At 70.3% G+C, this 26,587-nt stretch carries 33 protein-coding genes and 1 pseudogene; 19 read left to right on the top strand and 15 right to left on the bottom strand.

The genetic code is table 11. The features are described 5' to 3' along the window. The first annotated feature begins 41 nt into the window (after positions 1 to 41). On the top strand, positions 42 to 743 hold the full coding sequence (gene hemQ / locus M1L60_RS09740) for a hydrogen peroxide-dependent heme synthase (RefSeq protein WP_253236997.1): 702 nt from the start codon (positions 42 to 44) through the stop codon (positions 741 to 743). Here the strand turns inward: hemQ and M1L60_RS09735 are convergent. Then, the gene (locus M1L60_RS09735) at positions 740 to 1,147 is read right to left on the bottom strand and encodes a RidA family protein (RefSeq protein ID WP_253236996.1); all 408 of its coding nucleotides are present in this window, start codon (positions 1,145 to 1,147) and stop codon (positions 740 to 742) included. The genes hemQ and M1L60_RS09735 overlap by 4 nt on opposite strands. Before the next feature lie 60 nt (positions 1,148 to 1,207). Between M1L60_RS09735 and M1L60_RS09730 the strand changes: the two genes are divergently transcribed. After that, positions 1,208 to 1,813: a TetR/AcrR family transcriptional regulator gene (locus tag M1L60_RS09730; RefSeq protein ID WP_253236995.1), complete on the top strand. Its 606-nt coding sequence runs from the start codon at positions 1,208 to 1,210 to the stop codon at positions 1,811 to 1,813. Here M1L60_RS09730 and M1L60_RS09725 read toward each other — a convergent pair. Next, positions 1,810 to 2,256 carry a GNAT family N-acetyltransferase gene (locus tag M1L60_RS09725; protein ID WP_253236994.1) on the bottom strand — a complete coding sequence of 149 codons (447 nt, stop codon included), beginning with the start codon at positions 2,254 to 2,256 and terminating at the stop codon, positions 1,810 to 1,812. The genes M1L60_RS09730 and M1L60_RS09725 overlap by 4 nt on opposite strands. 81 nt (positions 2,257 to 2,337) lie before the next feature. Here M1L60_RS09725 and M1L60_RS09720 point away from each other — a divergent pair, with 81 nt between their 5' ends. The 6 genes and pseudogenes from M1L60_RS09720 to M1L60_RS48630 form a co-directional block, all read left to right on the top strand. Continuing rightward, complete coding sequence (locus M1L60_RS09720; RefSeq protein ID WP_253236993.1) at positions 2,338 to 2,613, top strand: isoamylase early set domain-containing protein; 276 nt, start codon at positions 2,338 to 2,340, stop codon at positions 2,611 to 2,613. Positions 2,614 to 2,683: 70 nt separating this feature from the next. Further along, on the top strand, positions 2,684 to 3,292 hold the full coding sequence (wrbA, locus tag M1L60_RS09715) for an NAD(P)H:quinone oxidoreductase (protein WP_253236992.1): 609 nt from the start codon (positions 2,684 to 2,686) through the stop codon (positions 3,290 to 3,292). A gap of 29 nt (positions 3,293 to 3,321) precedes the next feature. Next, the gene (locus tag M1L60_RS09710; protein WP_253236991.1) at positions 3,322 to 3,579 is read left to right on the top strand and encodes a hypothetical protein; all 258 of its coding nucleotides are present in this window, start codon (positions 3,322 to 3,324) and stop codon (positions 3,577 to 3,579) included. 146 nt (positions 3,580 to 3,725) lie between these two features. Further along, on the top strand, positions 3,726 to 4,526 hold the full coding sequence (locus M1L60_RS09705) for a thymidylate synthase (protein WP_253236990.1): 801 nt from the start codon (positions 3,726 to 3,728) through the stop codon (positions 4,524 to 4,526). 8 nt (positions 4,527 to 4,534) lie between these two features. Beyond that, the gene (locus M1L60_RS09700) at positions 4,535 to 5,005 is read left to right on the top strand and encodes a dihydrofolate reductase (RefSeq protein ID WP_253236989.1); all 471 of its coding nucleotides are present in this window, start codon (positions 4,535 to 4,537) and stop codon (positions 5,003 to 5,005) included. Positions 5,006 to 5,072: 67 nt separating this feature from the next. Next, positions 5,073 to 5,927 (top strand): annotated as a pseudogene (locus tag M1L60_RS48630) (glycosyltransferase family 2 protein); the annotation flags it as partial. A 42-nt stretch (positions 5,928 to 5,969) separates the two neighbouring features. Here M1L60_RS48630 and M1L60_RS09690 read toward each other — a convergent pair. The 3 genes from M1L60_RS09690 to abmR all read right to left on the bottom strand — a co-directional run bounded on the left by M1L60_RS09690 (position 5,970) and on the right by abmR (position 7,634). Continuing rightward, on the bottom strand, positions 5,970 to 6,272 hold the full coding sequence (locus M1L60_RS09690) for a DUF3037 domain-containing protein (RefSeq protein ID WP_253237142.1): 303 nt from the start codon (positions 6,270 to 6,272) through the stop codon (positions 5,970 to 5,972). A 74-nt stretch (positions 6,273 to 6,346) separates the two neighbouring features. After that, complete coding sequence (locus M1L60_RS09685; RefSeq protein WP_253236988.1) at positions 6,347 to 7,069, bottom strand: HipA family kinase; 723 nt, start codon at positions 7,067 to 7,069, stop codon at positions 6,347 to 6,349. A 13-nt stretch (positions 7,070 to 7,082) separates the two neighbouring features. Then, on the bottom strand, positions 7,083 to 7,634 hold the full coding sequence (gene abmR, locus M1L60_RS09680; protein ID WP_253236987.1) for an ATP-binding transcription factor AbmR: 552 nt from the start codon (positions 7,632 to 7,634) through the stop codon (positions 7,083 to 7,085). A 99-nt stretch (positions 7,635 to 7,733) separates the two neighbouring features. Here abmR and M1L60_RS09675 point away from each other — a divergent pair, with 99 nt between their 5' ends. Then, positions 7,734 to 8,801 carry an ATP-dependent DNA ligase gene (locus tag M1L60_RS09675; RefSeq protein ID WP_253236986.1) on the top strand — a complete coding sequence of 356 codons (1,068 nt, stop codon included), beginning with the start codon at positions 7,734 to 7,736 and terminating at the stop codon, positions 8,799 to 8,801. Positions 8,802 to 8,914: 113 nt separating this feature from the next. Continuing rightward, entirely contained in the window at positions 8,915 to 10,429 is a 1,515-nt protein-coding gene (locus M1L60_RS09670) for an alpha/beta hydrolase (protein ID WP_253237141.1), read from the top strand. Here the strand turns inward: M1L60_RS09670 and M1L60_RS09665 are convergent. Continuing rightward, entirely contained in the window at positions 10,380 to 10,838 is a 459-nt protein-coding gene (locus M1L60_RS09665; protein ID WP_253236985.1) for a potassium channel family protein, read from the bottom strand. The genes M1L60_RS09670 and M1L60_RS09665 overlap by 50 nt on opposite strands. Positions 10,839 to 11,004: 166 nt before the next feature. Here M1L60_RS09665 and M1L60_RS09660 point away from each other — a divergent pair, with 166 nt between their 5' ends. After that, the gene (locus M1L60_RS09660) at positions 11,005 to 11,466 is read left to right on the top strand and encodes a GNAT family N-acetyltransferase (RefSeq protein WP_253236984.1); all 462 of its coding nucleotides are present in this window, start codon (positions 11,005 to 11,007) and stop codon (positions 11,464 to 11,466) included. A 175-nt stretch (positions 11,467 to 11,641) separates the two neighbouring features. On the opposite strand, the gene ligD is transcribed toward M1L60_RS09660, so the two are convergent. The 3 genes from ligD to msrB all read right to left on the bottom strand — a co-directional run bounded on the left by ligD (position 11,642) and on the right by msrB (position 13,382). Beyond that, positions 11,642 to 12,673, bottom strand: a complete 1,032-nt coding sequence (gene ligD / locus M1L60_RS09655) for a non-homologous end-joining DNA ligase (RefSeq protein WP_253236983.1) — start codon at positions 12,671 to 12,673, stop codon at positions 11,642 to 11,644. 15 nt (positions 12,674 to 12,688) lie between these two features. Beyond that, positions 12,689 to 12,883 (bottom strand): hypothetical protein, encoded by a 195-nt coding sequence (locus M1L60_RS09650; RefSeq protein ID WP_253236982.1) that lies wholly within the window; start codon positions 12,881 to 12,883, stop codon positions 12,689 to 12,691. 88 nt (positions 12,884 to 12,971) lie between these two features. After that, positions 12,972 to 13,382 carry a peptide-methionine (R)-S-oxide reductase MsrB gene (gene msrB, locus M1L60_RS09645; RefSeq protein WP_253236981.1) on the bottom strand — a complete coding sequence of 137 codons (411 nt, stop codon included), beginning with the start codon at positions 13,380 to 13,382 and terminating at the stop codon, positions 12,972 to 12,974. A gap of 64 nt (positions 13,383 to 13,446) precedes the next feature. On the opposite strand from msrB, the gene M1L60_RS09640 reads away from it, so the two are divergent. Both M1L60_RS09640 and M1L60_RS09635 read left to right on the top strand, forming a co-directional pair. Continuing rightward, entirely contained in the window at positions 13,447 to 13,911 is a 465-nt protein-coding gene (locus M1L60_RS09640; protein WP_253236980.1) for a hypothetical protein, read from the top strand. 94 nt (positions 13,912 to 14,005) lie between these two features. Next, positions 14,006 to 14,557, top strand: coding sequence for an LPXTG cell wall anchor domain-containing protein (locus M1L60_RS09635; RefSeq protein ID WP_253236979.1), 552 nt, complete (start codon positions 14,006 to 14,008; stop codon positions 14,555 to 14,557). A 147-nt stretch (positions 14,558 to 14,704) separates the two neighbouring features. On the opposite strand, the gene M1L60_RS09630 is transcribed toward M1L60_RS09635, so the two are convergent. Both M1L60_RS09630 and M1L60_RS09625 read right to left on the bottom strand, forming a co-directional pair. Beyond that, on the bottom strand, positions 14,705 to 16,150 hold the full coding sequence (locus tag M1L60_RS09630; protein ID WP_253236978.1) for a deoxyguanosinetriphosphate triphosphohydrolase family protein: 1,446 nt from the start codon (positions 16,148 to 16,150) through the stop codon (positions 14,705 to 14,707). A gap of 10 nt (positions 16,151 to 16,160) precedes the next feature. Beyond that, positions 16,161 to 16,739 (bottom strand): LURP-one-related family protein, encoded by a 579-nt coding sequence (locus M1L60_RS09625; RefSeq protein ID WP_253236977.1) that lies wholly within the window; start codon positions 16,737 to 16,739, stop codon positions 16,161 to 16,163. 36 nt (positions 16,740 to 16,775) lie between these two features. Here M1L60_RS09625 and M1L60_RS09620 point away from each other — a divergent pair, with 36 nt between their 5' ends. From M1L60_RS09620 to M1L60_RS09610, 3 genes are read left to right on the top strand one after another with little or no spacing between them, the layout of a single operon-like run. Next, the gene (locus tag M1L60_RS09620; protein WP_253236976.1) at positions 16,776 to 17,879 is read left to right on the top strand and encodes an MBL fold metallo-hydrolase; all 1,104 of its coding nucleotides are present in this window, start codon (positions 16,776 to 16,778) and stop codon (positions 17,877 to 17,879) included. Beyond that, the gene (locus M1L60_RS09615) at positions 17,861 to 18,430 is read left to right on the top strand and encodes a YdcF family protein (protein WP_253236975.1); all 570 of its coding nucleotides are present in this window, start codon (positions 17,861 to 17,863) and stop codon (positions 18,428 to 18,430) included. The genes M1L60_RS09620 and M1L60_RS09615 overlap by 19 nt, the downstream gene beginning before the upstream one ends. A gap of 8 nt (positions 18,431 to 18,438) precedes the next feature. After that, positions 18,439 to 19,107 carry a glycosyltransferase family 2 protein gene (locus tag M1L60_RS09610; RefSeq protein ID WP_253236974.1) on the top strand — a complete coding sequence of 223 codons (669 nt, stop codon included), beginning with the start codon at positions 18,439 to 18,441 and terminating at the stop codon, positions 19,105 to 19,107. On the opposite strand, the gene M1L60_RS09605 is transcribed toward M1L60_RS09610, so the two are convergent. The 3 genes from M1L60_RS09605 to M1L60_RS09595 all read right to left on the bottom strand — a co-directional run bounded on the left by M1L60_RS09605 (position 19,091) and on the right by M1L60_RS09595 (position 20,937). Then, positions 19,091 to 19,303, bottom strand: coding sequence for a hypothetical protein (locus tag M1L60_RS09605; RefSeq protein ID WP_253236973.1), 213 nt, complete (start codon positions 19,301 to 19,303; stop codon positions 19,091 to 19,093). The two genes, M1L60_RS09610 and M1L60_RS09605, sit on opposite strands and share 17 nt — an antisense overlap. A 127-nt stretch (positions 19,304 to 19,430) precedes the next feature. Further along, the gene (locus tag M1L60_RS09600; protein WP_253236972.1) at positions 19,431 to 20,324 is read right to left on the bottom strand and encodes a diacylglycerol/lipid kinase family protein; all 894 of its coding nucleotides are present in this window, start codon (positions 20,322 to 20,324) and stop codon (positions 19,431 to 19,433) included. Positions 20,325 to 20,358: 34 nt separating this feature from the next. Further along, a complete protein-coding gene (locus tag M1L60_RS09595; RefSeq protein ID WP_253236971.1) occupies positions 20,359 to 20,937 on the bottom strand; it encodes a GAF domain-containing protein in 579 nt (192 codons plus the stop codon). Positions 20,938 to 21,090: 153 nt separating this feature from the next. Between M1L60_RS09595 and M1L60_RS09590 the strand changes: the two genes are divergently transcribed. The 3 genes from M1L60_RS09590 to M1L60_RS09580 are packed head-to-tail and all read left to right on the top strand — an operon-like array spanning position 21,091 to position 24,633. Then, positions 21,091 to 21,927 carry a PfkB family carbohydrate kinase gene (locus M1L60_RS09590; RefSeq protein WP_253236970.1) on the top strand — a complete coding sequence of 279 codons (837 nt, stop codon included), beginning with the start codon at positions 21,091 to 21,093 and terminating at the stop codon, positions 21,925 to 21,927. After that, positions 21,920 to 24,115 carry a glycoside hydrolase family 65 protein gene (locus tag M1L60_RS09585; RefSeq protein WP_253236969.1) on the top strand — a complete coding sequence of 732 codons (2,196 nt, stop codon included), beginning with the start codon at positions 21,920 to 21,922 and terminating at the stop codon, positions 24,113 to 24,115. The genes M1L60_RS09590 and M1L60_RS09585 overlap by 8 nt, the downstream gene beginning before the upstream one ends. Beyond that, positions 24,112 to 24,633 carry a DUF1697 domain-containing protein gene (locus M1L60_RS09580; RefSeq protein WP_253236968.1) on the top strand — a complete coding sequence of 174 codons (522 nt, stop codon included), beginning with the start codon at positions 24,112 to 24,114 and terminating at the stop codon, positions 24,631 to 24,633. Before M1L60_RS09585 ends, M1L60_RS09580 begins: the two co-directional genes overlap by 4 nt. 311 nt (positions 24,634 to 24,944) lie before the next feature. On the opposite strand, the gene bioD is transcribed toward M1L60_RS09580, so the two are convergent. After that, positions 24,945 to 25,721 carry a dethiobiotin synthase gene (bioD, locus tag M1L60_RS09575; RefSeq protein WP_253237140.1) on the bottom strand — a complete coding sequence of 259 codons (777 nt, stop codon included), beginning with the start codon at positions 25,719 to 25,721 and terminating at the stop codon, positions 24,945 to 24,947. Positions 25,722 to 26,587 lie beyond the last annotated feature (866 nt).

The following is a 26,587-nucleotide window of genomic DNA, read 5'->3' as shown; positions in this document are numbered from 1 at the left end:
CGGAGGACCCGGCGGCCGGGCAACGGAAGGGTGAGCGAGGCATGAGCGAGCAGACGAACGCGGCGCGGATCAACGAGCTGAACGCGACGATCCGCTACACGATGTGGTCGGTGTTCCGTGCCCAGGCGCCGCTGCCGGCCCTGCGCGACGAGCTGGCGGGCGAGGTCGACGGCCTCTTCGACCAGCTCTCGGCCAAGGACGTGACGATCCGGGGCACGTACGACGTGTCCGGGCTGCGGGCCGACGCCGACGTCATGGTCTGGTGGCACTCGGCCTCGCCGGACGCGCTGCAGGAGGCGTACTCGCTGTTCCGGCGGACGGCCCTGGGCCGGCACCTGGCCCCGGTGTGGTCGCAGATGGCGCTGCACCGCCCGGCCGAGTTCAACAAGAGCCACCTGCCGGCCTTCCTCGCCGGTGAGGAGGCCCGCCCGTACATCTGCGTCTACCCGTTCGTGCGCTCCTATGAGTGGTACCTGCTGCCCGACGAGGAGCGCCGCCACATGCTGGCCGAGCACGGCAAGATGGCCCGCGGCTATCCCGACGTGCGCGCCAACACGGTCGCGTCGTTCGCGCTCGGCGACTACGAGTGGATGCTGGCCTTCGAGGCCGACGAGCTGCACCGCATCGTCGACCTCATGCGTGACCTGCGCGCCTCGACCGCCCGTCGGCACGTGCGCGAGGAGGTCCCGTTCTACACGGGCCGCCGCCGCTCGATGACCGAGCTCGTGGCTGCCCTGCCCTAGTCGAGCACCGCGGTCGCCTCGACCTCGATCAGCAGGTCGGGCTCGCCCAGGGCGGCCACGCTGAGCAGGGTGATCGGCTTGACCGGGTCGACGCCCAGCTTGGCCGCGGCCCGGGCCACGCCCTCGCCCAGCAGCGGGTATTTCTCGGGCGACCAGTCGACGACATAGATGGTCAGCTTGGCCACGTCGTCGAACGAGCCGCCGGCGGCGGCCAGGGCCGTGCCGATGTTGAGGTAGGCCTGCTCGGTCTGGGCGGCCAGGTCGCCCGGGCCGACCGGGTTGCCCTCGGCGTCGCGGGCCACCTGGCCGGCCAGGAACACCAGGCGCGAGCCGGTGGCGATCGACATCTGCCGGTAGACCTCGGGCTGGGGCAGGCCTTCGGGGTTGATCAGCTGCACGGCCATGACTGTCTCCTTCGTTCGTCGTCGAGAATTAATATAGCATCGCTATGCTATATTAAGTCAATGGCGAGGACGAAAGATCCGGCGATCCGGTTACGGCTGATCGAGCGGGCGGCGCAGATGTTGCGGGCCCGCGAGCCCATCACGCTGCGCTCGGTGGTGGCCGACACGGGCCTGTCGACGATGGCCGTCTACACGTATTTCGGCAGCATGGACGGGCTGTGGCGGGCCATGCGGCAGGAGGGCTTCACGCGTTTGGCGGCCCGGCTCGCGGCCGTCGCGCCGTCGGCCGATCCGGTCCGCGACCTGGCTGCGCTCGGGGCGGCGTACGTGTCGAACGCCCTGGCTCATCCCGATCTCTATCGAGTCATGTTCGACTCCGGGTTCGACCTGGAAGACCCGGCCGCCGCCGATGAGGGGCTGCTTCACTTCGTACGGGCCGTGGAGCGGGCCCGGGAGGCCGGGCGCTTCCCGGGCGGAACGGATGCGCCCGCGCTGGCCACCCGCACCTGGATCGTCGGGCACGGCTTGGCCTCGCTGACCGCGGCCGGTCCGCTGCCCCGTGAGGCCTTGTCGGCCGGACCGGCCCTGCTCACGGCGGTCTTCGTGGACGCCGGCGACGACCCTGTGCAGTGCGGCCGTTCGGTGGCCGAGGGCTGGACGCTCTAGGGCTCGCGGCGCATCGGGGTGTGCGGGATGCCGTCCTCGATGAACTCGGGGCCGGTCGGCTCGAACCCGTAGCGAGAATAGAACTTCACCAGGTACGACTGGGCGTCCAGCACGCTCGGGCGGTGCCCGATGACGACCAGGGCCTCCTCGATCAGCCGCCCGGCCAGCCCGGCGCCGCGGGCCGACTCGGCGGTCACCACGCGGCCGATGCGCTGCACGTCCCCGTCGTCCAGGACCCGGACGTACGCCCGCATCTCGCCGTGCCGGGTGAACCAGAGATGGCGCGTGCCGGGCTCGTCGTCGCGGCCGTCGAGATCGGCGTAGACGCACTCCTGCTCGACCACGAAGACGTCCGACCGCAGCTTCAGGAGGCGGTAGAGCGTGGTGGTGTCAAGATCACGAAACGTGGCCGATCGCAGTTCGTCATGAGGCTCCGGTTGCATGCCAGAAGACTATGCGGCGCGCCGTCACCCGTATCGCCGCCGGCCGTTGTGAAGATGGAAGCCCGAGCTGTGGAGGTCGTGATGATCAAGAGGAACCGACTCTTCGGCAACAAGACGCGGGTGACCTTCAGCCTGCCCGTCAACGATCCGTCCGGCCCGGTCAGCGTGGTCGGCACGTTCAACGACTGGGAGCCCGGCCGGCACACGCTCAAGCCGCGCCGCGATGGCACCCGCACCATCAGCATCACGATCCCGCCCGGCGACTACCGGTTCCGCTATCTCGGTACCGACGGCGTCTGGTTCGACGACGAAAGCGCGGACCGTGTCGGTCCTCACGGTGGTGAGCTCCGGGTTTAGCGTTTCGGCGTGACCCCCTCGGGGACCTTGCTTGACTGGGCAAGCAGATCTCCAGAGAGGGGGCCACATCGTGGCCGACGTGAAACTGTCAATCATCTATTACTCGTCCACCGGGACGCTGCACAAGATGGCCGAGCGCCTGACTGAGACGGCGCAGAAGGCCGGGGCCGACGTGCGGCTGCGCCAGGTGGCCGAGCTCGCGCCGCCCGAGGCGATCGCCTCCAACGCGGCCTGGAGCCAGCACTTCGACCGGACCAAGAACGAGCCCAAGGCGACCGCCGACGACGTGGTCTGGGCCGACGCCGTGCTGTTCGGGTCGCCCACCCGCTACGGCAACGTGGCCAGCCAGCTCAAGCAGTTCCTGGACACCCTGGGCCCGCAGTGGGCGCAGGGCCTGCTGGCCGACAAGGCGTACGCGGGCTTCACCGCGACCCAGACCCGCCACGGCGGCCAGGAGTCGACGCTGCTAGCCCTCTACAACACGGTGCACCACTTCGGCGGCATCCTGGTGCCCCCGGGCTACACCGATCCGCTCAAGTTCGTCGACGGCAACCCGTACGGCGTCTCGCACGTGACCGGGGGCAACAACGACAATCCGCTCGGAGACGCCGAGCTGGCCGCTCTCGACCATTTGGTGCAGCGGATCATCCGCATCGCAGCGAAGCTGAAAAGCGAATAAAACTACTCATCTTTCGCTAACCTGGCTGCATGACCACGTACGAGACTTTGGACCTGCACACGCGGGTCGCGCGTTATGAGGCCGCGCTCGAGGAACTGCGCTCGTCGCACCACGACGTCCGGGCCCTGTTGCAGGACCAGGTGCTCTACGAGCGCTGGCAGCAGATCGGCGTCGAGCTGGGGTTCATCGGCGGCGCGGGCAACGGCGCCGCCCCGAACGGGCAGCAGGCGGACCTGCAGGCGCTGAACCAGCAGATCCCCCAGATGTCGGAGTCCTGGGCGAGCTGACAGGCTGTGCCGGTCGGTCGTCGCCACCCCGGCCACCTTGGGGGTGGCGGCGACGAGGCCCGGTTGCCGGCCGCATACCGGGCACGCCGCGCGTCTCGGCCCGCCGTTGTGCGGGGCCGGGCCGCGCGGCGGGTAGGTTCTTGGCCATGCCCGTCGACACCCAGTACGAGGACCTGCTGCGCCGGGTCCTGGAAACCGGAACGCCCAAGAGCGACCGCACCGGCACCGGCACCGTCAGCCTGTTCGGCGAGCGCCTGCGCTACGACCTGTCGGCCGGGTTCCCGCTGGTCACCACCAAGCGGGTGCACTTCAAATCCCTCGCCGTCGAGCTGCTGTGGTTCCTGCGCGGCGAGAGCAACGTCGGCTGGCTGCGTGACCAGGGCGTCACGATCTGGGACGAGTGGGCGTCGCCGACCGGCGAGCTCGGCCCCGTCTACGGCGTGCAGTGGCGCTCGTGGCCCACGCCCGACGGCGGGCACGTCGACCAGATCAGCGGCATCCTCGACACGCTGCGCCGCGACCCCGACTCGCGCCGCATGATCGTCTCGGCCTGGAACGTCGGCGACCTGCCCGAGATGGCGCTCGCGCCCTGCCACGCGATGTTCCAGTTCTACGTGGCCGACGGCCGGCTCTCGTGCCAGCTCTACCAGCGCAGCGCCGACCTCTTCCTCGGGGTGCCGTTCAACATCGCCAGCTACGCCCTGCTCACCCGCATGGTGGCCGACCAGGTCGGCCTGCGGCCGGGCGACTTCATCTGGGTCGGTGGCGATTGTCACATCTACAACAACCACGTCGAGCAGGTCACCGAGCAGCTCTCGCGCGAGGCGTACGAGTTCCCGCAGCTCGAGATCGCCCCGGCCGCCTCGCTCTTCGACTACAAATACGAGAACTTCACCGTCGTCGACTACAAGCACCACCCGGCGCTGCGCGCGCCCGTCGCCGTATGACGGTCCACATGATCTGGGCCGAGGCCCACGACCGGGTGGTCGGCGCCAAGGGCGAGATCCCGTGGCGGTTGTCCGAGGATCAGAAGATCTTCCGGCAGCGTACGAACGGCGCCACCGTCGTCATGGGCCGGGCCACCTGGGACTCGTTGCCGGAACGCTTCCGCCCGCTGCCGGGGCGCCGCAACGTGGTGCTCACCCGCGACCGGTCGTGGTCGGCGCCCGGGGCCGAGGTGGCCCACTCGGTCGACGAGGTCGACCTGAGCGGCGAGGTGTGGGTCATGGGTGGCGAGTCCGTCTACCAGGTCTTTCTGCCGCTGGCCGAGCACATCCTGCGGACGCGCATCGACCTGGCGGTCGAGGGCGGCGACACCTTCGCGCCGCGGCTGGACGAGCGGTGGGTCGTCACATCGTCGTCCGGCTGGCAGACTTCCGAGGGCGGTCTGCGTTTCGTGGTCGAGGAGCTGGCCTCAGTTTCTTGAGCGGCCGAAGCCGAAATGCATTCATGATCTAGGGGTGCGGATCGGACTCGACGTGGAAGAGGTCGCCATGCTGCTTTCGGTGATCACGCCGATGTACAACGAGCGCGAAGCCGTCGACCAGTTCGTGGGCCGGCTCCGGCCCGTCCTGGACGGGCTCGACGTTCCGTACGAAGTGGTGGCGGTCGACGACGGCAGCACCGACGCCACGGTTTCGCGGCTGCTGCAACTCCGCGCCGACTGGCCCGAGCTGCGGGTCGTCTCGTTGCGCCGCAACGTCGGGCACCAGACGGCGCTGCGGGCCGGGTTCCAGGCGGCCCGGGGCGACTACATGGTCACCATCGACGCCGACCTGCAGGACCCGCCCGAGGTGATCGGCGAGATGCTGGCGGTGGCCCGGCGCGACCAGGTCGACGTGGTCTATGGCGTGCGCAGCGACCGCAGCACCGACTCGGTGTTCAAGCGGAACTCGGCCGCCCTCTACTACTGGACCATGCGGCGGCTCGTCGGGCCGTCGATCAGCGACCAGGCGGGCGACTTCCGGCTGATGAGCCGGGCCGTGGTGACCGTGCTGAACGCGCTGCCCGAGCCGCGGCCGGTCTATCGGCTGGTGGTGCCGTCGCTGGGCTTCCCGAGCGCGGAGGTCGGCTACACCCGGCAGGAAAGGGTCGCCGGGCGGACGAAGTACCCGTTGTCGCGGATGGTCCGGCTGACCTTCGACAGCGTGACCGGGTTCTCGGCGGCCCCGCTGCGGCTCGCGACCTGGCTCGGGTTGCTCAGCTTCCTGCTCTGCGTGGTGCTGATCGTGACGGCGCTGGTCGCCTGGGCCAGCGGCGGGGTGGTGCCGGGGTGGACGTCGCTCTACATCGCCGTACTGCTGCTCGGGGGTATTCAGTTGATCTGCCTCGGGCTGCTGGGTGAGTACGTAGGGCGGATCTACATGGCCTCGCAGCAGCGGCCGCCCTATCTAATCGCCCGCGACACTGACCAGCAGCTGCACGAGCCGGTCGAGCTCTTCGGAGGGGTCGGCGGCCAGACCCATGTGAACGGGGCCGGCCCGCAAAATGGTGCTGCGCGGGGCGACCAGCCAGCGGAAGCGCTCGCCCTGGCTGATCCCCGCGGCGGCTCCGGAGCCGGAGCAGGTGGCATCCCACGAGGCCAGCGCGGCGCGGATAGCAGGGACATCGGCGCCGGGGTCGACGGCAAGTAGGCGGTCGTCGCGCAGGTCGGTGCGGGCGGCCAGGAAGTCGAGGCGCTGGCTGTAGAGCACCACGCCGACGTTGATCAGCTCGCCCCGCTCGATGCGGGGCACGGCCTGGATGATCGCGTACTCGTAGGGGGTTCTCACGGCAGCCACGCCTCCGGGCGCTCGGCGCGGGCGGTGAGATGGTTCCGGTACAGCTCGCGGTCGCCGTCGTCCAGCCACTCGTCGGGAACCAGCTCGACGACCTCGGCGATCAATTCGGGCGTGAGCCGGGCGGCCAGGGCCGGGCCCTCGGTGGCCGGCTCGGTCGCGTACGGCTTCAGAACGTGGTCGTCCCACTTGTACGGACGGTGCACGACAGCTTCGGCTCGGGGCCAGTTGTGATGGAAGTACAGCGTCGCGCCGTGGTCGATCAGCCACAGGCCGCCGTGCCACATCAACAGGTTGGGGTTGCGCCAGCTGCGGTCGACGTTCTCGACGAACGCGTCGAACGCGATGACCCGGGACGCCAGGCCGGCCTCGACCGGGTGCACCAGCGGGTCGTAGCCGAGCGCACCGGGCAGGAAGTCCATGCCCAGGTTGGTGCCGGCGCTGGCCTTGATGAGCTCTTGCACCTCTTCGTCGGGCTCGGCCCGGGCCACGACCGGGTCGAGGTGGACGACGGTGAGCTCGGGCACCGGCAGGTCGAGACGGCGGGCCAGCTCGCCCGCGATCACCTCGGCCACCAGCGCGCGGGGACCCTGCCCGGCGCCGCGGAATTTCACCACGTAGGTGCCGAGGTCGTCGGCCTCGACCACGCCGGGCAGCGAGCCACCCTCGCGCAACGGGGTGACGTAACGGATCGCGGTGACCTGACGTAGCACCCCGTAACAGTAACTACGCCCCGTCGGGCCCCTGCTTGCGGAGTTCGTCGACCTTCGTCATGGCCGCGCGCAGGTCGGCCAGCCACTGGTCGGAGTGCTGACCGACGAGCTTGACGCACCAGGCCAGCGCCTCGGAGCGGGACCGGGCCACGCCGGCGTCGACCAGCGTGTCGAGGATCTGGCGCTCGGGCTGGCGCAGCCGGGTCATGACCGGCGCGGCGAGGTGGGTGAACAGCTCGTTGGTGTCGCCGCAGCGGACGCCCCAGGCGACCTTGCGCTGGTAGCGGTACTCGATCTGGCGGGCCACCCGCATGCGGGCCTCGCGGGTGTCCTCACGGAACTGGTTGATGCGGCCGGCGTGGGCGGCGGCCCGGTCGGCGTCGGTGGCGTCGGCGCCCAGCTCGGGCGGGGCGACCCGGCCCCAGATGATGATCTCGTCGCGGTCGATGACGATCTCGGGGCGCTCGGTGAACCAGCCGTCCGGAATGGCGCCGGTGACCCAGGCCGGGGCGTCCTCGGCGTTCGGCGGCTCGGAGCGGCCGGGCGGTGCGGTGCGGAAGCGCATGCTTACCTCCTAAGGCTGATTACATGATTACACCGTTTCTTTTCCGTCCGCCACGCCGCGGGGCATCCGGAAGGGGCGGGGACGCGGCAGACTGACGGCATGGAGCTGCCGATCAACCCGCCGGTCAAGCCGATGCTGGCCAAGCCGGTCGCCGCGATTCCGCCCGGACAGATCTACGAGCCGAAGTGGGACGGGTTCCGGTCGATCATCTTCCGGGACGGCGACGAGATCGAGATCGGCAGTCGCAACGAGAAGCCGATGACGCGCTACTTCCCCGAGGTGGTCGAGGCCGTGCGGGCCAACTTCCCGCCCCGGGCCGTGATCGACGGTGAGGTCATCGTGGCCGACACCGCGCGCAACACGCTCGACTTCGAGGCGCTGCAGCAGCGCATCCACCCCGCGGCGAGCCGGGTCAAGATGCTCAGCGAGCAGACGCCGGCCGGGTTCGTCGCGTTCGATCTGCTCGCCCTCGGCGACGAGGACCTGACCGAGGTGCCGTTCGGCGAGCGCCGGGCGCGGCTGCTCGAGGTGCTCAAGGACGCCAAGCCTCCCGTGTACGTGACCCCGGCGACCGACGACCTCGAGACGGCCACCCGGTGGTTCGCCGAGTTCGAGGGGGCGGGCCTGGACGGGCTCATCGCCAAGCCGCGCGACCTGATCTACCAGCCCGACAAGCGCGTCATGAGCAAGATCAAGCACAAGCGGACGGCCGACTGCGTGGTCGCCGGCTACCGGGTGCACAAGTCGGCCGACAACCGGATCGGCTCGCTGCTGCTCGGGCTCTACGACGAGCGCGGCGTGCTGGCCTCGGTCGGCGTCATCGGGGCGTTCCCCATCGCCGTACGGGAAGAGCTCTTCGCGGAACTGCAGCCGCTGGTAACGAGCTTCGAGGGACACCCGTGGAACTGGGCCGCCCACGAGGACGGCGAGCGGACCCCGCGCAAGAACGAGTACAGCCGCTGGAACAACGGCAAAGACCTGTCGTTCACGCCGCTGCGACCCGAACGGGTGGTTGAGGTGCGTTATGACTACATGGAGGGCGTCCGGTTCCGCCACACCGCCCAATTCGAACGGTGGCGGCCCGACCGGGAACCGCGGACGTGTACGTACGAGCAGCTGGAACGGCCGGTGCAGTTCGACCTGGCCGAGGTGCTCACCAGCCGCTGACAGAGTCTTGTCAGGCCGACCCGTTAGCCTTGCTGGGCAACTGCAGCCGTCGAAAGGTCAGCCACGTGCAGCGTCGCTCCCGCTCGGTGATCGCCGTCCTCGCCGCGGTCATCATGGTCGCCGCCGGGTGCACCGTGCCCACGTTCGCGCCCAACGGCTCCAGTCAGGCCGGTCCGGTGACCTCGTCGGGCGCGCCCACGACGAACGGCACGGCCGACTGGCAACCCTGCCCCGACGTGCCGAAAGACCTCGTCGGCCAGACCGCGCCGGGCATGACCTACGACTGCGCCGAGGTCAGCGTCCCGCGCGACTGGAACGACCAGAACAACGGCGAGAAGTACGCGATCTCCATGATCCGCATCCGGTCGTCCAAGCAGTCCGGTCGCATCGGCTCACTGCTGCTCAACCCGGGCGGCCCCGGCGGCTCCGGCGTCGACCTGTCGGTCTACCTGTCGTTCGGTGAGGCGTTCAACGGGCTGCCGACCGAGATCACCAACAAGTTCGACATCATCGGCTTCGACCCGCGTGGCGTCGGCCGGTCCGACCCGATCAAGTGCATCGCGCCCGACGACCAGGACGCGAGCTTCGCGGCCCCGCCCGACCCGCAGAGCCAGGCCGAGTTCGACGAGCTGGTCGCGCTCAACAAGAAGATCGCCGGCGACTGCGGCGCCAAGTACGGCGACCAGCTGCCCCTCTTCTCGACCGAGCAGGCCGCGCACGACATGGACGCGCTGCGCCAGGCCGTCGGCGACGACAAGCTGAGCTACCTCGGCTTCTCGTACGGCACGCTGCTCGGCGCCACCTACGCCCAGCTCTACCCCAAGAACGTGCGGGCGCTGGTGCTCGACGGCGCGGTCGACCCCAAGGAGAACTTCGTCGAGGGCTCCGAGACCCAGGCCAAGGGCTTCGAGCGGGCGTTCACCAACTTCACCACCTGGTGCAAGGCCACGCCCGACAAGTGCCCGATCGCGGCCGACGCGCGCAAGGCGGTGACCGACGCGCTGGCCGCCGCGGCCACCAAGCCGGTGCCGGGCAGCGACGGGCGCCAGGCCACCCCGGGCTGGATCTTCGTGGCGGTGATCTCGTCGCTCTACACCGAGTCGAGCTGGGCCAAACTGGCCGACGCCGTGGCCGAGCTGAAGCAGGGCAACCCCAAGGGCGTGTTCACGCTGGCCGACCAGTACGCCGAGCGCAAGCCCGACGGCACCTACAGCAACCTGTTCGATGCCAACCTGGCCGTCAACTGCGCCGACACCGACGACGCGCCCACCATCGACGAGGTGCGCAAGCTGCAGGGCGAGTGGCGCCAGAAATACCCGCTGTTCGGGGCGGCGCTGGCGGTCGGCATGCTGCCGTGCGCGGTCTGGCCGGGCGAGCGCGACCCCTACCCGGCCGGCGCGGCCGCCGGGGCCCCGCCGATCGTGGTCGTCGGCACGACGGGTGACCCGGCCACGCCGTACGAGAACACGGCCGACCTGGCCTCGATGCTGGGCGTCGGGCACGTGCTGACCTGGGAGGGTGAGGGCCACACGGCCTACCCGAGCACGCCCTGCATCGTGAAGGCGGTCGACGGCTATCTCATCGATCTGAAGGTGCCGCAGGCGGGGCTGCGCTGTCCGGCAAAGTGAGGCCGTCGCGCTCGGCGATGGCCTCGAGCAGCGCCCGCACCCGGCGCAGGTTGTTCTTGAGCTCCTCCTGCTCCTCGTGGTGAAAGGCGTCCGAGTCGACGATCAGCTTGCTGGCGAAGTGGGCCGTGATCAGCGGGATGACCAACAGCACCATGATCGAGATCAGCAGGCCGGCCAGGACGCGGGCCTGCCACGACTCGGGCGAGATGTCGCCGTAGCCGACGGTCGACGCGGTGACGACCGCCCACCAGATCGAGTCGCCGATCGACTGGTCCGTCTCGAAGAAGTGGTAGAGCACGCCGCAGACGACGATCAGGATCGCGTAGGCCAGGATCAACGTGCCCGGAGAGTTGGCCAGCCAGACGATTCCGCGGTAGGCCCGGAGGACCGGTTTGAGCAGCACCTTCATGGCGACATGGTGCCCGAGCAACCACTTTCCGCGTAGGCCCTCTCGGCCATAATCCCCGCCCTGATGATCGAGCGGCTCTGCCTGCTCGCCGCGCTGATGATCGAGCGGCTCGGGCTGCTCGCCGCTGTGGTGATCGCGGGCGAAGGGGCTGTGTGAGACTGCGGCCATGGAATTCCGCGCCGCGAACCGGACCGATGTGCCCTCAGTGCTCCGCCTGCTGGCCGACGACAACATCAGCCGGGCCCGCGGCTTCGGGGATGCGCCGGTGGCCGAGGACGTGGACGCGGCGATCTGGGCCGCCTTCGAAGAGATCGACGCCGACCCGAACAACGAGCTGATCGTGGCCGACGACGGCGGCGAGATCGTGGCGACGTGCCAGCTGACCTTCACGCCGGGGCTTTCGCGCTTGGGAGCCCGGCGGATGACCATCGAGGCCGTGCGCGTCCGGGCCGATCGGCGGGGGTCGGGGCTGGGCAGCGACCTCATGGCGTACGTGTTGGAGCGTGGACGGGAGCGAGGCTGCCGCATCGCGCAATTGACGACCGACAAGCGGCGCGAGGACGCGCACCGCTTCTACGAGCGGCTCGGCTTCGTGGCCTCGCACGTGGGGATGAAGCTCGCGTTGTAGGTTCCGGCGTTATCCACATTTACCCCGCTGTCCACAGGGTCAGCTCGTGCCCCGCTCATTGGCCCGCACTTTCCACGACAATGGCTGCGGGGGATCCCCCAGGGAGTGGTGGGGTCTGGTTGGCGGGGGTCCGGGTGGCCAGGGCTGGGTGGCGCTTGGTCGGTGACGCGGAGCGCTACTCGTCCTTCTGCCAGTTGGCGGCGTTCTTGCGGCTGGGCTGGACGCGTGGGGGCTCGCCCGGCATCTTCGGGTGGTCGGGGGGATAGGGCATGTCGCCCTGGCCGCTTTTCTCGTCGCGTTCGACCCACTCGAGCAGGGGGGTCAGGTCGTGGGCGATGTCGTCGATTTTTGCGTGGGGGTCGCCGATCTCGGCGAAGCGCTTGGGCAGGGTGCGCAGGTCGAAGTCGTCCGGTTCCACGTCGGGGAGCTCGGCCCAGGTGACGGGGGCCGAGGCGGTGGCGCGGGCGTTGGCGCGCAGTGAGTAGGCGCAGGTGATCGTGCGGTCGCGGGCCATCTGGTTGAAGTCGAGGAAGACGCGTTCACCGCGCTCCTCTTTCCACCACGCCGTGGTGATCAGGTCGGGGCGGCGGCGTTCGGCCTCGCGGGCCAGGGCGATCGCGGCTCGGCGGACCTCCACGAACGACCAGCTGGGGGCGATGCGGATGTACACGTGTACGCCGCGGCCGCCGGAAGTTTTGGGGTAGCCGACCCAGCCGAGGTCGTCCAGCACCTCGTGCAGCACGTTGGCGGTGGCGACCACGTCGGCGAACGAGTTGCCGGGCTGCGGGTCGAGGTCGATGCGCAGCTCGTCGGGGTTGTCGGGGGCATCGCCGCGGACCGGCCACGGGTGGAAGACAACAGTGCCCATCTGGGCCGCCCAAGCCACGTGAGCCAGGTCGGCCGGGCACAGTTCCACCGCCGTACGCATGCTGGGGAATTTGATCTGGGCCGTCTGGATCCACTCGGGGACACCGCGCTGGGGGATGCGCTTCTGGAAGAAGGCCTCGCCTTCGATGCCGTCGGGGAAGCGTTGCAGCGTCGTCGGGCGCTGCCGGAGCGCGCGCATGATCCCGTCGCCGACGGCCAGGTAGTACTCGAAGACGTCGCGCTTCGTGTAGTTCCGCTGCGGGAACATGACCTTGTCAGGGCTGGTCAGCCGGACGTCGTGGCCGGCGATCTCGACGATTTCCGCTGCGGCTTTCGGCATGCGACTGACGATAGGTCAATTGCGTACGCGGTTGTCCAGAGGCTCGGGCTGGCTGGTCCACCACTCCTGGGGCACGAGGTCGTGGATCTCGCCCGCGATGGCCTTCAGACGGTCGCCGGTGGCGTGGCCGTGATGGGCGTCGGCGAGACCCTTGACCCGCACGTACCACTCGGCGAGCTGTTCACACTTGACCGAAACCTGGTAGTCCATGAGCTCGACGCTAGGCCGGTCGGCGGTGGCTCGGGCCCGGAATCGCGCACCGGCACCCGCACGAGGTGGTGCCGGTGGCGTCGGAGCGTCAGGCGGTCTTCGGGTCGAGCTTGATCGAGAGGCTGTTGACGCAGTGGCGGGTGTTCTTCGCCGTCATGTGCTCGCCGCGGAACACGTGGCCCAGGTGGGAGTCGCAGTTGGCGCAGCGGATCTCGGTGCGGGCCATGCCGTGGGAGAAATCGTTGATCTCTTTGACCGCGCCCGGGATGGCGTCGTCGAACGACGGCCAGCCGCAGTTCGAGTCGAACTTGTCGGTGCTGGGATAGAGGGCGGCGCCGCACGCGCGGCAGTCGTACATGCCCTCGGTCTTGGTGCTGACGTATTCCCCGGACCAGGGCGCCTCGGTGCCGGCCTGGCGCAGGACACGGAACTCGTCGGGGGAGAGGCGCACGCGCCACTCCTCCTCGGTGGTGGGCAGGGTGGTCTCGTTCTGTGCCATACAACAAAAGTACGTCGCACTCAAAGTGCGGGGGGCGTGCTCTTCGTCTCCGTTGAACCCGGGCGTGGAAGACGCACCGGCGGCCACCTTCCGGCCCACCTGGCAACAAGCCCTCGGACGAGGCCTTTACCTCGGCTCCCTGGCGGCGATCGGGGTGTTGCTGATCACCGCGATTCTGGCTCCACCGGGTCTGTGGTGGGTGGCGGCGCTCACCGGGCCGACCATCCTCTGCGGGCTGATCGGGGTGCTGGCGGGGCGGTTCACCGGCACGCAGATCAGCTCGCGGGGGATCCGTACGGTTTCGGTCTTCGACGGCCGGGTCGCGACCTGGAACGAGGTCGTCGACCTGCGGGCGGAGCGGCGGGGCGGGCGCACGGTGGTGTCGGTCTATCTGGAGTCCGGCGCGAGTGTGCAGCTTCAGGCCCCGTACAGCGGTGGGTTGTTCGCGGCTGACCCAAAATTTGAGGGGAAAATGTTCGCTTTGTCCCATCTGTGGCGGAGTCACCGTTTCGGTGGTCTTCCGGGATGATGACCCGCCGAGCGCCCTTAACGGGTAAATCGGGCAATTGCCGCTAAGCTCCCCACCGGACCGAGAACACCGCAACAGGAATGGAAAACTCCTCATGAGCTCAATCAGCCGGATCGTCGCTGTCGGCCTGCCCGCCGTCGGCCTCTCCGCCGCTCTCGCGCTGGGTGTCTCCCCGGCCCTGGCCTCCGAGGCCACCATGGACCAGGGCCTGCGCCCGGTCGTCGCCGCCACCGGCTACGGCGACGAGGAGCCGGACGCCACCGACGACGCGCCGACCCGTGGGCAGGGCGGCTACGGCACGCCGGGCACGACCACGCCCGACGTGGACGACACGGACACCGCGACCCCGGCCACCACGCCGGACGTCGACGACACGGACACGCCGGACACCGACACCCCCACGCGGGGCAACCCCGGCTACGGCCCGACGCCCACCGCCAGCGTCGACACGGTCACGCCGTCCGCCACGCCGAGCACCCCGACCGGCGCGCTCCCGGCCACGTCGCCCCCCGGTGGCGGGGTCAGCGCCGGTGGCGCCCTCCCGGTGACCGGCGCCCCCACGGGCATGGTCATCTCGCTCGGCGCCGTGCTGGTCGCCGCGGGCGCCGGGGCGGTCTGGTACACCCGTCGCCGCCGCACCGCCTGAAGCACCACCTGAAAAAGGCCGCCCGATCGGGCGGCCTTTTTCGTTCCTCGGTTTGAGCGCAACCCCTCACGCACGTGGAGCGGAGCGACCCTCGGCGTGAGCTGCGGTCTGCAATCCCCACCCCGCTACGACATCCAGTTCTTGACCTTAAAGAACGAAAGCATCCGTCCAGAGTTGGCGGGATTTGCCGGAGAGGGCCTGCATGAGGCCGACCGCCTGGTTGTCGGTCAGGCCGGCGACGAAGTCGACGACGGCGCGGCCGCGGGCCCGGTCCATGCGTTCGGGAGTTCCGGGCGGCAGTTCGGCCTCGGCCAGTTCGACCAGGTCGCGCAGGCGGCTCGGGATGCGTTCCTCCTCGTCCGGGTCGACGAGCCAGGCCATCAGGGCGTCGACCAGCGATGACACCAGCCGGCCCTGGCCGCGCTGGTGGAGGGCCAGGTCGGGGCGGGCCAGGACGAAGCGGTTCTGGACGAACTTGAGGATCTGGACCTCGTGCCACTGGGCTGTGGCGAGTTGCACATGGCCGGAACGCACGGCGGGGTCGGCGATCGTCTCGACCGATTCGACCAGGCGCCTGGTCCAGGTGGCCGAGAACGCCGCCACCTGGGCCTCGGCGTCCAGGGAGCCGTCGAACGGGCGGGCCAGCAGGCCGTCGACCAGTTCGGCCCGGACCAGTTCCACCGCGGCTGAGAAGGCGTCGTCGTCGGCCATCCAGCCGTCCTTGCGGTGCAGCTGGCGGCGCAGGGACTCGATGGCGCCGCCGGCCCGGGTCAGGTCGGTCTGCGCACCCCAGCGTTGCCAGGCCATCAGCTCGGTGGCGACCGCGCCCTGCTGCAGGACGCCGACCCGGTGCACGTCCTCCAGATCGTGGATGGCGTACGCGATGTCGTCGGCGGTGTCCATGACCGAGGCCTCGACGGTCTGCTGCCAGTCGGCGACCCGGCCCAGGAACGGCGCTCGCGCCGCGTGCATGTCGGCCGCCTCGGTCGAGTAGGCGCCGAACTTGATCGAGCCGCCGTCGGGGTCGTCGGGTGGCGGCGCGGCGCCCCGGGGCGGCGGGTCCATGAAGCGTTGCGGGTCGCGCCGGGTCCACGGGTATTTCAGGATGGCGGCGCGCACGGCGTTGGTCAGGTTCAGCCCGATCGTGGCCTGGCCGCGGCTCTCGGTGCTGGTGACTATGCGGTACGACTGGGCGTTGCCCTCGAAGCCGTCGCGCAGCTTGAGCCGCTGGCGGGCGACCCGGTCGAGCACCCGCTCGCCCAGGTGGCCGAACGGCGGGTGGCCGAGGTCGTGGGCCAGCGCGGCCGCCTCGACCACGTCGGGGTCGCAGCCGCCCAGCTTGTCGGCCAGGCCGGGGTCGACGCGCTCGGCGATGGCCCGGGCCACCTGGGCCACCTTGAGGCTGTGGGTCATGCGGTTGTGCACCAGCAGGCCGGCGCCCCCGGGGCTGATGACCTGGGTGACGCCGGCGAGCCGGGCGAAGAACGGCGACGCGACGATGCGGTCGCGGTCGACGCGGAACGGGCTGGCGGCGAGGTCGCCGGGGGCGACCAGCCGGTCGCCGAAGAGGCGCTGAGCCCGGGGATCGTCCATCCCCGGGAGATTACCGGGCCTGGAGAGCGTCCAGCGCGACGGACATGGCCGCCACCAGGCGGCGGTCGACCCGCGGGTCGTGGATCGTCACGACGTAGCGGTCGCGCAGGCCCCACTTCTTGACGACCGAGAAGACCGCGCGGCCGTCGAGCACGAAGTCGAAGTGGTAGGGCAGCCACGACAGGGCCTCGACGAACCGGCGCACGATCGCCACGATCTGGTTGGTCTCGCGGCCGACCATCTCGCCGAGACCGGGCTGCTCGAGACGCCACGTCGAACGCAGCAGCGACTCCTTGAACAGCTTCTTGAACTGGCCGATCGGGTTGCCGCCGGCGTCGGTCACGTCGTAGGTGGCGCCGAGGTCGATGCGCTGGCGGGCCTTGAAGCCGAAGACCGGCACCTGCTTGGTGTCGTCGGAGTACAGGGTGACCTGCTCCTTGAACGCCATACGCTTCTGCTGCGCGAAGGCGAGGATTCCCGCCTCCTGGCCGTCCGGGGTGACGGCGTGGATCTCGTATTGGTTGACCATCAGCCGGATGCGCTGACGGATGATCAGCTGCTGCTGACTTTGAAGGGTGTCGACAGTCACGGGTGAGCAGTCTGTCACACCTGGCAAACTGGTCGGATGGCGAAGCGACGACGTACTGGATCTCTGATTGCGCTGGCCCTGGGGGCGGCGGCGGTGTGGGTCGCGCGGGACATCCCGCGCCAGATGGGGGCCCGGGCCAAGGGTGAGCGGCTCGCCCGCATGCAGGCCTCGCCGCAGTTCGCCGAGGGCAAGTTCCGCAACACGGTCCCGGCCACGATGCTCGCCGCCGCCTCGATGCCCAAGATCTTCGCCGAGACGCTGCGCGACCGCGAGCGCCGCCACCCGCGCCTGCCCATCCCGGTGGTCACTCCCGACCCGGGCGCCCCGGCCGACGGCCTGCACATCACCTGGTACGGGCACTCGTCGGCGCTGGTCGAGATCGAGGGCAAGCGGGTCCTGCTCGATCCGGTGTGGAGCGAGCGCTGCTCCCCGTCGCAGATCAGCGGCCCCAAGCGCCTGCACGAGCCGCCCGTCGCGTTGCGCGACCTGCCCCCGCTCGACGCGGTGCTGATCTCTCACGACCACTACGACCACCTCGACATGGAGACCATCCAGAACCTGGTCGACCTGCAGGCGGCGCCGTTCCTGGTGCCACTGGGCGTGGGCGCCCACCTCGAGCGCTGGGGCGTGCCGGCCACCCGCATCGTCGAGATGGACTGGAACGACACCCACCAGGTGGCCGGGCTCGAGTTCGTGGCCACCGCGGCCCGGCACTTCAGCGGGCGCGGGTTCGGCCGTGACGGCACGCTCTGGGCGAGCTGGGTCATCAACGGGCCGACCCGCAAGGTCTTCTACTCGGGCGACACCGGCTACTTCCCCGGCTTCGCCGAGATCGGCCGGCAGTACGGGCCGTTCGACGTCACGCTCGTGCAGATCGGGGCCTACAGCGAGAACTGGCCCGACATCCACATGTTCCCCGAAGACGGTGTGGCCACCCACGTCGACGTGCGCGGCGGGCTGATGATCCCGGTCCACTGGGCCACGTTCAACCTGGCCCTGCACGACTGGCCCGAGCCGGCCGACCGCACCTGGCGCGAGGCCAAGGCCCGCGACGTCCGGCTGGCCGTGCCGCGCCCGGGCGAGCGCGTCGACGTCGACAACCCGCCCGCGGTGGACGGCTGGTGGCAGCAGATCGCGTAGCGGCCGCGCTCCTGGTGCTCGGCAACGGGCTGGCGGGCTCCGGTCTGTCCGCCGGCAGTCTGGCCCGGGTGCGGGCTGCGGTCTCCTACCCGTACGTGGAGAGGGTCGTCTTCTCCGGCGGCTGGGAGCAGGCCCGCTCGGGCGCCCCGGAGCCCCCGCCCGGGTGCCGCGAGGCCGACCTGATGCGGGCGGCCGCTCTGTCACAGGGGATGAACCCCGATGTCGTGCGGATCGAGTGCCGGTCGCGCAGCACGCTCGAGAACCTGATGCACGTGGCGGCCGACGGGTTGCTCGACGGTCTGCGGCTGGGGCCGGGGCGGCCGCTCGGGCTGGTCACGCACGCCTGGCACCTGCCCCGGGCCCGGTTCCTGGCCGGAAAGGTGCTGGGGTTGCGGGGCGCGACGCTGCTCGACGTGCCGGTGCCGGGGCGGCACTTCCACGAGTACGGCATCCGGGCGGCTTCGCGGGTGTTCTTCTTCGGCGTACGCGACCCGGAAGTGTTGCTGCGCCGCGAGCGACGCATGGTGACGATGTTGCGCCGCGGGGTATAGCAGCGGGCATGGTTCTGCTTGTGCCGGTTTATCAGCCGGGCGACGGGTTGTCCCGTCTGGTCGCCGACATGCGTTCAACTGACCCTTCGGGCCCGATCGTCCTGGTCGACGACGGCTCCACGACCCCGGTCGACCTGCCGGGCTGCACGGTGCTGCGGCATTCCGTGAACCGCGGCAAAGGGCAGGCTCTGCGCACCGGATTCGCGCACATCGCCGCGGTATACCCGGGCCGGCCGGTGGTGTGCGCGGACGGGGACGGGCAGCACAGCGTCGAGGACATCCTGCGGGTCGCGGACCGGGTGGCGCACGACGACCACCTGGTGCTGGGCGTGCGGCGGGTGCGCCGGATGCCGCCCCGGTCGAGGCTGGGCAACGCGGTCACCCGGGTGCTGTTCCGGGCCGCGACCGGGCGGTGGGTGCGTGACACCCAGACCGGGCTGCGCGGGTATCCCGGCTCGATGCTCGAGTGGCTGGGCGACGTGCCCGGCGAGAGGTTCGAGTACGAGATGAACGTGCTGCTGGCGGCCGTCCGGGCGGGCCACACGATCGAGCAGGTCGAGATCGCGACGACGTACCTGAACGGGAACGCGTCGTCGCACTTCGGCTCGCTGAGCGATGCGGCCCGGGTCTACCGGTCGTTGCTGCGGTTCGCCCTGGACACTAGCTTGCGGCGTTGAAAGCGGCCGTGAACAGGGCGGCGAGGACGAGGACGACAACGGTCAGCAGGCCCGCGGCCGGCCGCCACGAGTGCCCGCGGGCGAGGTGGGCGACCGGGGCCGAGCGGCGGACGGACGGACGGCGGCTGACGTGGTAGCCGGCGACGACGACGGCGGCCAGGATCAGCAGGGCTGCGGAACTCTGGTGGAACGTCATGGCGTACCCCCTGGAGATGCGTAGCAGTGCCGGGTTGGTGACCGTCAGTGTGCGGCCACTCGGCTTCACAATCCAGGGGATATCCGGGCGAAAAGGGCGATCCGACGGACGAAGCGCCTTGTCGGCTTTATGACTGGGGGACGCAGATCTTCACGGCGGCCGGCACGACCTTGGCCGTGAACGACTTGGTTTTGCTGCGGGCGCCGCCGTCCAGTTCGTACTCCATCTTCGATTCGAGGTGGACGTCGATGCGGCGGGCGCGGGTGGTGCGGACGAAGGGCGAGCTGTCGCTGCGGCCGACGGCCATCGTGCCCAGGGCCCGGGCCCACTGCATCGCGCCGTGGGCGGTGGCCACGCCGACGTCGAGCCAGCCGTCGTCCGGTTTGGCGTCGTCGAAGGCCTTGATGCCGCCGGTGATCTGGCTGACGTTGCCGATCAGGACGCAGCTCGCCTCGTCCTTGAACCACTTCGTGCCGTCGATGGTGATGGTGGCCGTGGCCGGCTCGCCGTTGACGTGACGCAGGCCGGCCCATACGTAGGCCAGCTTGCCCAGCCTGTCCTTGAGGTTGCGGTCGGCGTCGTTGATCATCGCGCCGTCGAAGCCGATGCCGGCCATCACGCCGAAGTGCTCGCCCTCGAGTTTGCCCAGGTCGATGGCCCTGCCCTCGCCGTGCAGGGCGATCTCGACCGCCTCTTCGAGGTCGGCCGGGATGCCCAGGTTGGTGGCGAGCAGGTTGCCCGTGCCGGCCGGGAGGATGCCCACCGGCACCTTCGCCCCGGAGCGGGCGACCACGTCGATCGACCGCTGCACCATGCCGTCGCCGCCCCAGACGAGCAGCCTGTCCGGCTTGTCCTTGAGGGCCTTCTCGACCGCCTTGGGCGCCTTCTTGCTCTTCGGCACCTCGTACCAGGCGAGGTCGTCGATCCCGGCGTCGGTCAGGCGGCGGCGGAGCTCGTCCAGGCCGCCGCCCAACGTCTTCTTCTGGTGCGCGACAACAGCGATTCTGCGGGGGGTACGCATGGGCTGCGCGTTACCCGGATCGCCGGTTTCGTAATCAGTTCACCGTTTCCCGCATGCGCTGCTCGGCGGCCGCGCTGCGGATCACCATGAGGCGCAGTTCGAGCTCGTCGGAGACCATCGAGGCCAGGTGTTCCAGGGCCTGGAGCTGCCGGTCGGAGGCCTCGCGGGGCTTGTTGTCGATCACGTTGACGGTGCCGAGCCGGTAGCCGTCGTGGGTGCGGATGGGCGCGGCCGCATAGAAGCGCAGGCCCAGTTCGCCCCGGACGAGCGGATGTTCGAGCGTACGGGGGTCGACCGCGGCGTTGTTGATCACGTAGACGTCATCCTGGGCGATGACCGACGCGCACAGCCCCGGTTCCTTGCCCACCTCGCGCACGCCGACCAGCCCCTGGCACGCGGCCAGCCAGACCTTGTCCTGCTCCACGAGCGACACTGTCGCGATCGGGGTGTTGAAAATGGCGCCGGCGACGAACGCGATCCGGTCGTACGCGTCCTCGACCGGCTGATCGACCAGCCGGTAGCGGCGGACGGCCTCGAGCCGCGCCTGCTCCTCCGGACCGACGTTGTCCAGATATTCGTACGCGTTCGACGACACGGGATTGCTGTTGGTCATGGCCGGTGATCCCCCTCACATTCGACGACAGTGCCAGAGAGCCTAGAAAGTGCATCGGTGTCCGGCAATGCTCCCGATGGCCGAATCGCGCTCTCAGCCAAGGCTCAGCGCAAAAGTCGCACAAATTGTCAGTCGCTGGGTACATGCTGGTCCGTGACACCTACCGCCGCCGTGGTCGGGCAACTGGCCCGCGACCTCGTCCTCACCGTTGATGAACTGCCCGCGCGGGAAAGTTCGGGCGCCGCGCACAGCCGCCACGAGCAACTCGGCGGCAAGGGGGCCAATCAGGCCGTGGCGCTGGCCCAGCTCGGCGTGCGGCCGGCGCTGGTCGCGGTGGCGGGCGACGACGTGATCGGCGACGTGCTGCTGGCCCAGGCCCGGCGCGACGGGATCGACGTCCGCCCGGTGATCCGCCGCGCCGGCACGCTGACCGGGCTGATCGTGGAGATCCTGGAGCCGGGCGGCCACTACCGGTACGTCGAGCACCTGCCGCCGGCGGTGCTGCTCGACGAGGCCGATGTGCTGCGGGCCCGGCCGGTGCTGGAGGGCTCGGACGCCGTACTCGTGCAATTGCAGCAGCCCGAGGCGGCCACCCTGGCCGCGGCCCGGATCGGTCACGAGGCCGGCAAATTGGTCGTGCTCGACGGCCAGGTCAAGAACAAGAGCCTTCTGGCGTACGCCGATGTGGTGCGGGCCGACGAGAAAGAGGCCGACGGCCTCGACGAGAGCGTGCTCGACCACGGCCCGAAGCTGCTCGCGCTGGCCCGGGACGACGGCAACCTGTTCGTCTGGCGGGGCGGCCGCGTCAGGATCCCGCTGGACGACGCCGAGGTCGTCGACACCACCGGCGGCGGGGATGCGTTCGTGGCCGGGCTGACCGCCGCGTTGCTGGCCGGGGCCTCGTACGAGGAGGCGGCCCGGAAGGCGACGGCCGCCTCGGGCGCCACCGTCACCCACGTGAGCGGGCGACCGGAGCTGCGCGATGCCTGAGATCGGACCGGCCGAGCCGTGGATCGTCCGGGAGATCGGCGCCCCCGCCGAACAGGACGGCGCCCTGCTGCAGGGTGAGTCGGTCTTCGCGCTGGCCAACGGGCACGTCGGGCTGCGCGGCAACCTCGAGGAGCCGCACCCGGGGGGCATGCCGGGCACGTTCCTCAACTCGCTCTACGAGGAGCGCGACCTGCAGTATCCCGAGGAGGGGTACGGGTTTCCGGAGCAGACCCAGACGATCGTGAACGGGCCCAACGGCAAGCGGATCGCGCTCTATGTGGACGGGGAGAGCTTCGATCTGCGTACGGGTGAGGTGCGCCGCCACGAGCGGGTGCTCGACCTGCGGGCGGGCACGCTGACCCGCGAGGTCGAGTGGGTGTCACCGGGCGGGGCCGAGGTCTGGTTGCGTACGGAAAGGCTGGTGTCTTTTGTACGACCGTCGGTCGCTGCGCTGCGCTACTCGGTGCGGGCCGACGCCGAGCTGCGCATCGAGTCCGACCTGGTCGTCGACGAGGAACTGCCGTCGCCCCGCGAGGACGACCCCCGGGCCAGCGCGATTCTGCAGGACCCGTTCGAGCCGATCTCGCACGACGACGACCAGCTTGTTTGCCGTACGCGCCGTAGTGACATCTCGGTCGCGGCCGCGGTCACGCACACCGGCGCCGACGGCACGGTCTCGTCCACGCCCGAGCTGATCCGCTGGGTGACCACGGGCCGGGGCGAGATCACGTTCGAGAAGTTCCTCGCCTACCACTGGCCGGCCACCGACGACGCCGTGACCGACCGTGACGCGGCGGCCCGGGACGGATTCGACGTGCTGGCCCGCGAGCAGCGCGACTATCTCGACGACTTCTGGGCCGGGGCCGACGTCGAGGTCGACGGCGACCCGGACATCCAGCAGGCGGTCCGCTTCGGGCTGTTCCACGTGCTGCAGGCGGGGGCGCAGGCCGGCCCGCACCCGATCCCGGCCAAGGGGCTGACCGGCAACGGGTACGACGGTCATACATTGTGGGACACCGAGTCGTACGTGCTGCGGACGTTGACCTACACGCATCCCGGCTGCGTCGGCCCCGCGTTGAAGTGGCGGCACAACACGCTCGATCATGCCCGTGAACGGGCCCGCGAGCTCAAACTGGACGGCGCGGCCTTCCCGTGGCGCACGATCAGCGGCCCCGAGTGCTCCGGCTACTGGCCCGCGGGCACGGCGGCGCTGCACGTCAACGCCGACATCGCCGACGCTGTGCTGCGATACCACGCGGCCACCGGCGACGACGAGTTCATGCGCGAGGCCGGCGACGAGCTGCTGAGCGAGACGGCGAAGCTGTGGAAATCGGTCGCCTACTTCGACGACGAGGGCGTGGCCCACATCGCCGGCGTGACCGGCCCCGACGAGTACACGGCGCTGATGGACGACAACATCTACACCAACCTGATGGCCGAGCAGAACCTGCGGGCGGCCGGGGTCGACCTGCGCCTCAACATCCCGTACGCCGAGAACCGCCAGGTGCACGAGCAGGCGGCCGGCTTCACCCGGCTGCCCGAATGGGACTTCACCGACGACGACTACCCGCTGATGCTGAGCCACCACTACCTGAACCTCTACCGCAAACAGGTGGTGAAACAGGCCGACGTGGTGCTGGCCATGATGGTGCGCGGCGACGCGTTCACCACCGAGCAGAAGCGGCGCAACTTCGCCTACTACGAGGCCCGGACCGTGCGGGACTCCTCGCTGTCGGCCCCGATCCAAGCGGTGCTGGCGGCGGAACTGGGCCACCTGACCCTGGCCCACGACTACCTGGCCGAGGCGGCCCTGCTCGACCTGCGCAGCGGCGGCGAATCGGGCGGCGACGGCCTGCACATCGCGGCCTGCGCCGGCGCCTGGATCTCGCTGGTGATGGGCTTCGGCGGCCTGCGCGACCACGGCGGCGCGCTGTCGTTCCGCCCCCGGCTGCCACCCGGCCTGACCCGCCTGTCGTTCCACGTCCACTGGCGAGGCTCGAAGCTGTGCGTCACGATCACCCGCGACACGGTCAGCTACACCGCTGACGGCGAGGTCACCTTCCGCCACGAGGGCGACGAGGTCCGCGTACGCGCCGGAGAAGAACTGAAGTTCGCCGTCGACCCGATCGACGACATCCCGGCGCCACCGTCACCCCGGCCCCCGCGTCGGCATAGCCTTTCCGCGTGACGGTGTGGGTGGCGTTGTTGCGGGCGGTCAACCTGGGCGCCCGCAACCGGGTCCCCATGGGTGAACTGCGCACCCGGCTGGCCGAGGTGGGGCTGCCGGGGGCTCGCACCCTGCTGCAGAGCGGCAACGTGGTCGTCGAGTCCGAGCTCGACGTGGCGGCGCTGATCCGCTCGGTGCTGCGCGACAACTTCGGCGTCGACCAGCCGGTGATGCTGCGCAGCCGCGACCGGCTCGACGAGATCATCGCGGCCAACCCGTTCCCGGCGGCGGCCCGGGACCGCCCGACGATGCTGCGCGTCACCTTTCTGGCCGAACTGCCGTCGGCCGAGCAGGTGCAGGCTCTGGAAAGCCACGAGGACGTGCGCCTGCACGACCATGAGGTCTACATCGACTACCGCGACCAGGGGCACGGCAACCCGATCGCCACGACGACGGCTTCCCGTCAATCGGCCCGGAACGGCACCGAACGCAACTGGTCCACCGTCCTCAAGCTGGCCGCGCTGGCGCGGTCCGTTTGAAGAAGCGGCATCACGCTCCGGCCACCGTAGATCCGGGGACCGGGGTGGCGGGTCCGCATCGGCGGCGGGCGGCCCGGGTTGGATCTCACCGACTTGGCGGAACGAGCTGACGAGTTGGCCGTGTCAGTGGTGGCCTTCGCCGTGCTCCTCGGCTCCGACCTGCTCTGGCGCAGTCCGGTAGTGGGTCAGTGGTGGTCTTCTCTGTACTCCTCGGACGGACCCGCCGTTCTGGCGCAGTCCGTTGAGGGTCAGTGGTGGCCTTCTCTGTACTCCTCGGCCGGACCCGCCGTTCTGGCGCAGTCCGTTGAGGGTCAGTGGTGGCCCTCGCCGTACTCCTCGGCCCAGACGCGCCAGTTGTCGAGGACGCCGTAGAGGGACGGGGTCAGCCAGCCGGGGGCCGAGCGGCGGAAGACTCCGGGGTCCATCTGGCCCGCGCCGGACGGTAGGGCGCCGACCAGGTGGGGGACCAGTTCGCTCAGGTTGGCCCAGTGGACCAGCTCGGGGTCGTGGGGCCAGGCGCCGATGATCACGCCGGCCGGGACGCCCCGGCGGGCCAGGGCCTCCAGGGTCAGGGCGGTGTGGTTGAGCGTACCCAGACCGGCCCGGGCCACCACGATCGTGCTGATGCCGAGGGTGGTGGCCAGGTCGGCGACCGTCCAGGACTCGCCCGAGGGGCGTACGCCCATGGGGACCAGCAGGCCGCCGGCGCCCTCGACGAGGACCAGGTCGTGCTTGTCGGCCTCGGCCCGGATGGCGTCGACGACCTCGTAGAGCTCGAGCGGAGGCAGTTCGGCCACGGTGGCGGCGGCCAAGGGGGCTAGGGGCTCGGGGTATTCGGCCAGCGTGCGGGTGGTGTCGGGGGCGGCCAGGCGAGTGATGACCTCGATGTCGGTCGGGGCGCCGGTGGCGATGCCGGTCTGGCCGGGCTTGATCACGGCGACCCGGAGACCGGCGGCCTGAGCCGCGGCAGCGATGGCCGCGGTGACCACGGTCTTGCCGACATCGGTATCGGTGCCGGTGACCAGCACGATGCCCCGCCACTCGCCGGCCTCGGGACGCCGGGGGGCGGGCTGGGCCTGAGCGGACAGCTCGGCCGAGATCTCCGCGCTGATTGCCTCGGCACTCGGCAGATCATCGAGGCCGAGCCCGGCGCCACCCGGCGCGGGCGCAATCGGCCCGGGCGCGTCCGGCACCGGGTGCCCCGGCGCCGGCGACACCGGCGCGTCCGGCACCGGGTGCCCCGGCACCGGCGACACCGGCACGTCCGGCGCTGGATGGCCCGGCGCAGGCGACACCGGTACGGGTGAGTCGGGCACTGGGTGGCCCGGTGCGGGCGAAATGGGAACGGGCGAGTCGGGCAGTGGCTGCCCCGGCGCGGGTGAGACCGGCATGGGTGAGTCGGGCAGCGGGTGGCCAGGCGTGGGTGAGACCGGCGGGATCTGCCCCGGTTCGGCCGGCGGCGCAGTCGCAGAGGACAACCCGGCGGCGGCACTGCGCTCAGTGGCAGCGGCAGAGCTCGACGCGGTGGCGGCTCTGTGCTCAGCGGCGGCGTCAGGGCTGGGGGCGGTCGCGGTGATGGCACTGTGCTCATTGGCGCCGACAAGGCTGCGGGTGGTCGCGACAGCGGCTCGGTGCTCTGTGGCGGCGGCAGGGCTCGCGGTGGTCGCGGTGGCGGCGCTTTGCTCGGCGGCGACAGGGCCGGCGGTGGCCGCGGCTTCTTGCTCGGCGGCGCCGACCGGGCTGGGGGCGGTCGGGAAGAAATTGTCGCGGGAGGCGGTGGTGGCGTCGCTCAAGTTGAGGACACCAACTCCGGCGGCTGCGGCGAGGGCGCCGGCTTGGGCACTCGTCGTGGGGGGCGGAGGTGTATCCGCGAAGGCGGGCTCGGTGGGCGCCGGGACGGTTTCCAGGTCGATCGGGGTGAGGATCGTCGTGGGGTTGGGGGTGAAGGCACGGG

The organism is Paractinoplanes aksuensis (assembly GCF_024137025.1).
GTDB classification, from domain to species: Bacteria; Actinomycetota; Actinomycetes; order Mycobacteriales; family Micromonosporaceae; genus Actinoplanes; species Actinoplanes aksuensis.
This window is presented reverse-complemented; position numbering and strand designations above follow the sequence as displayed.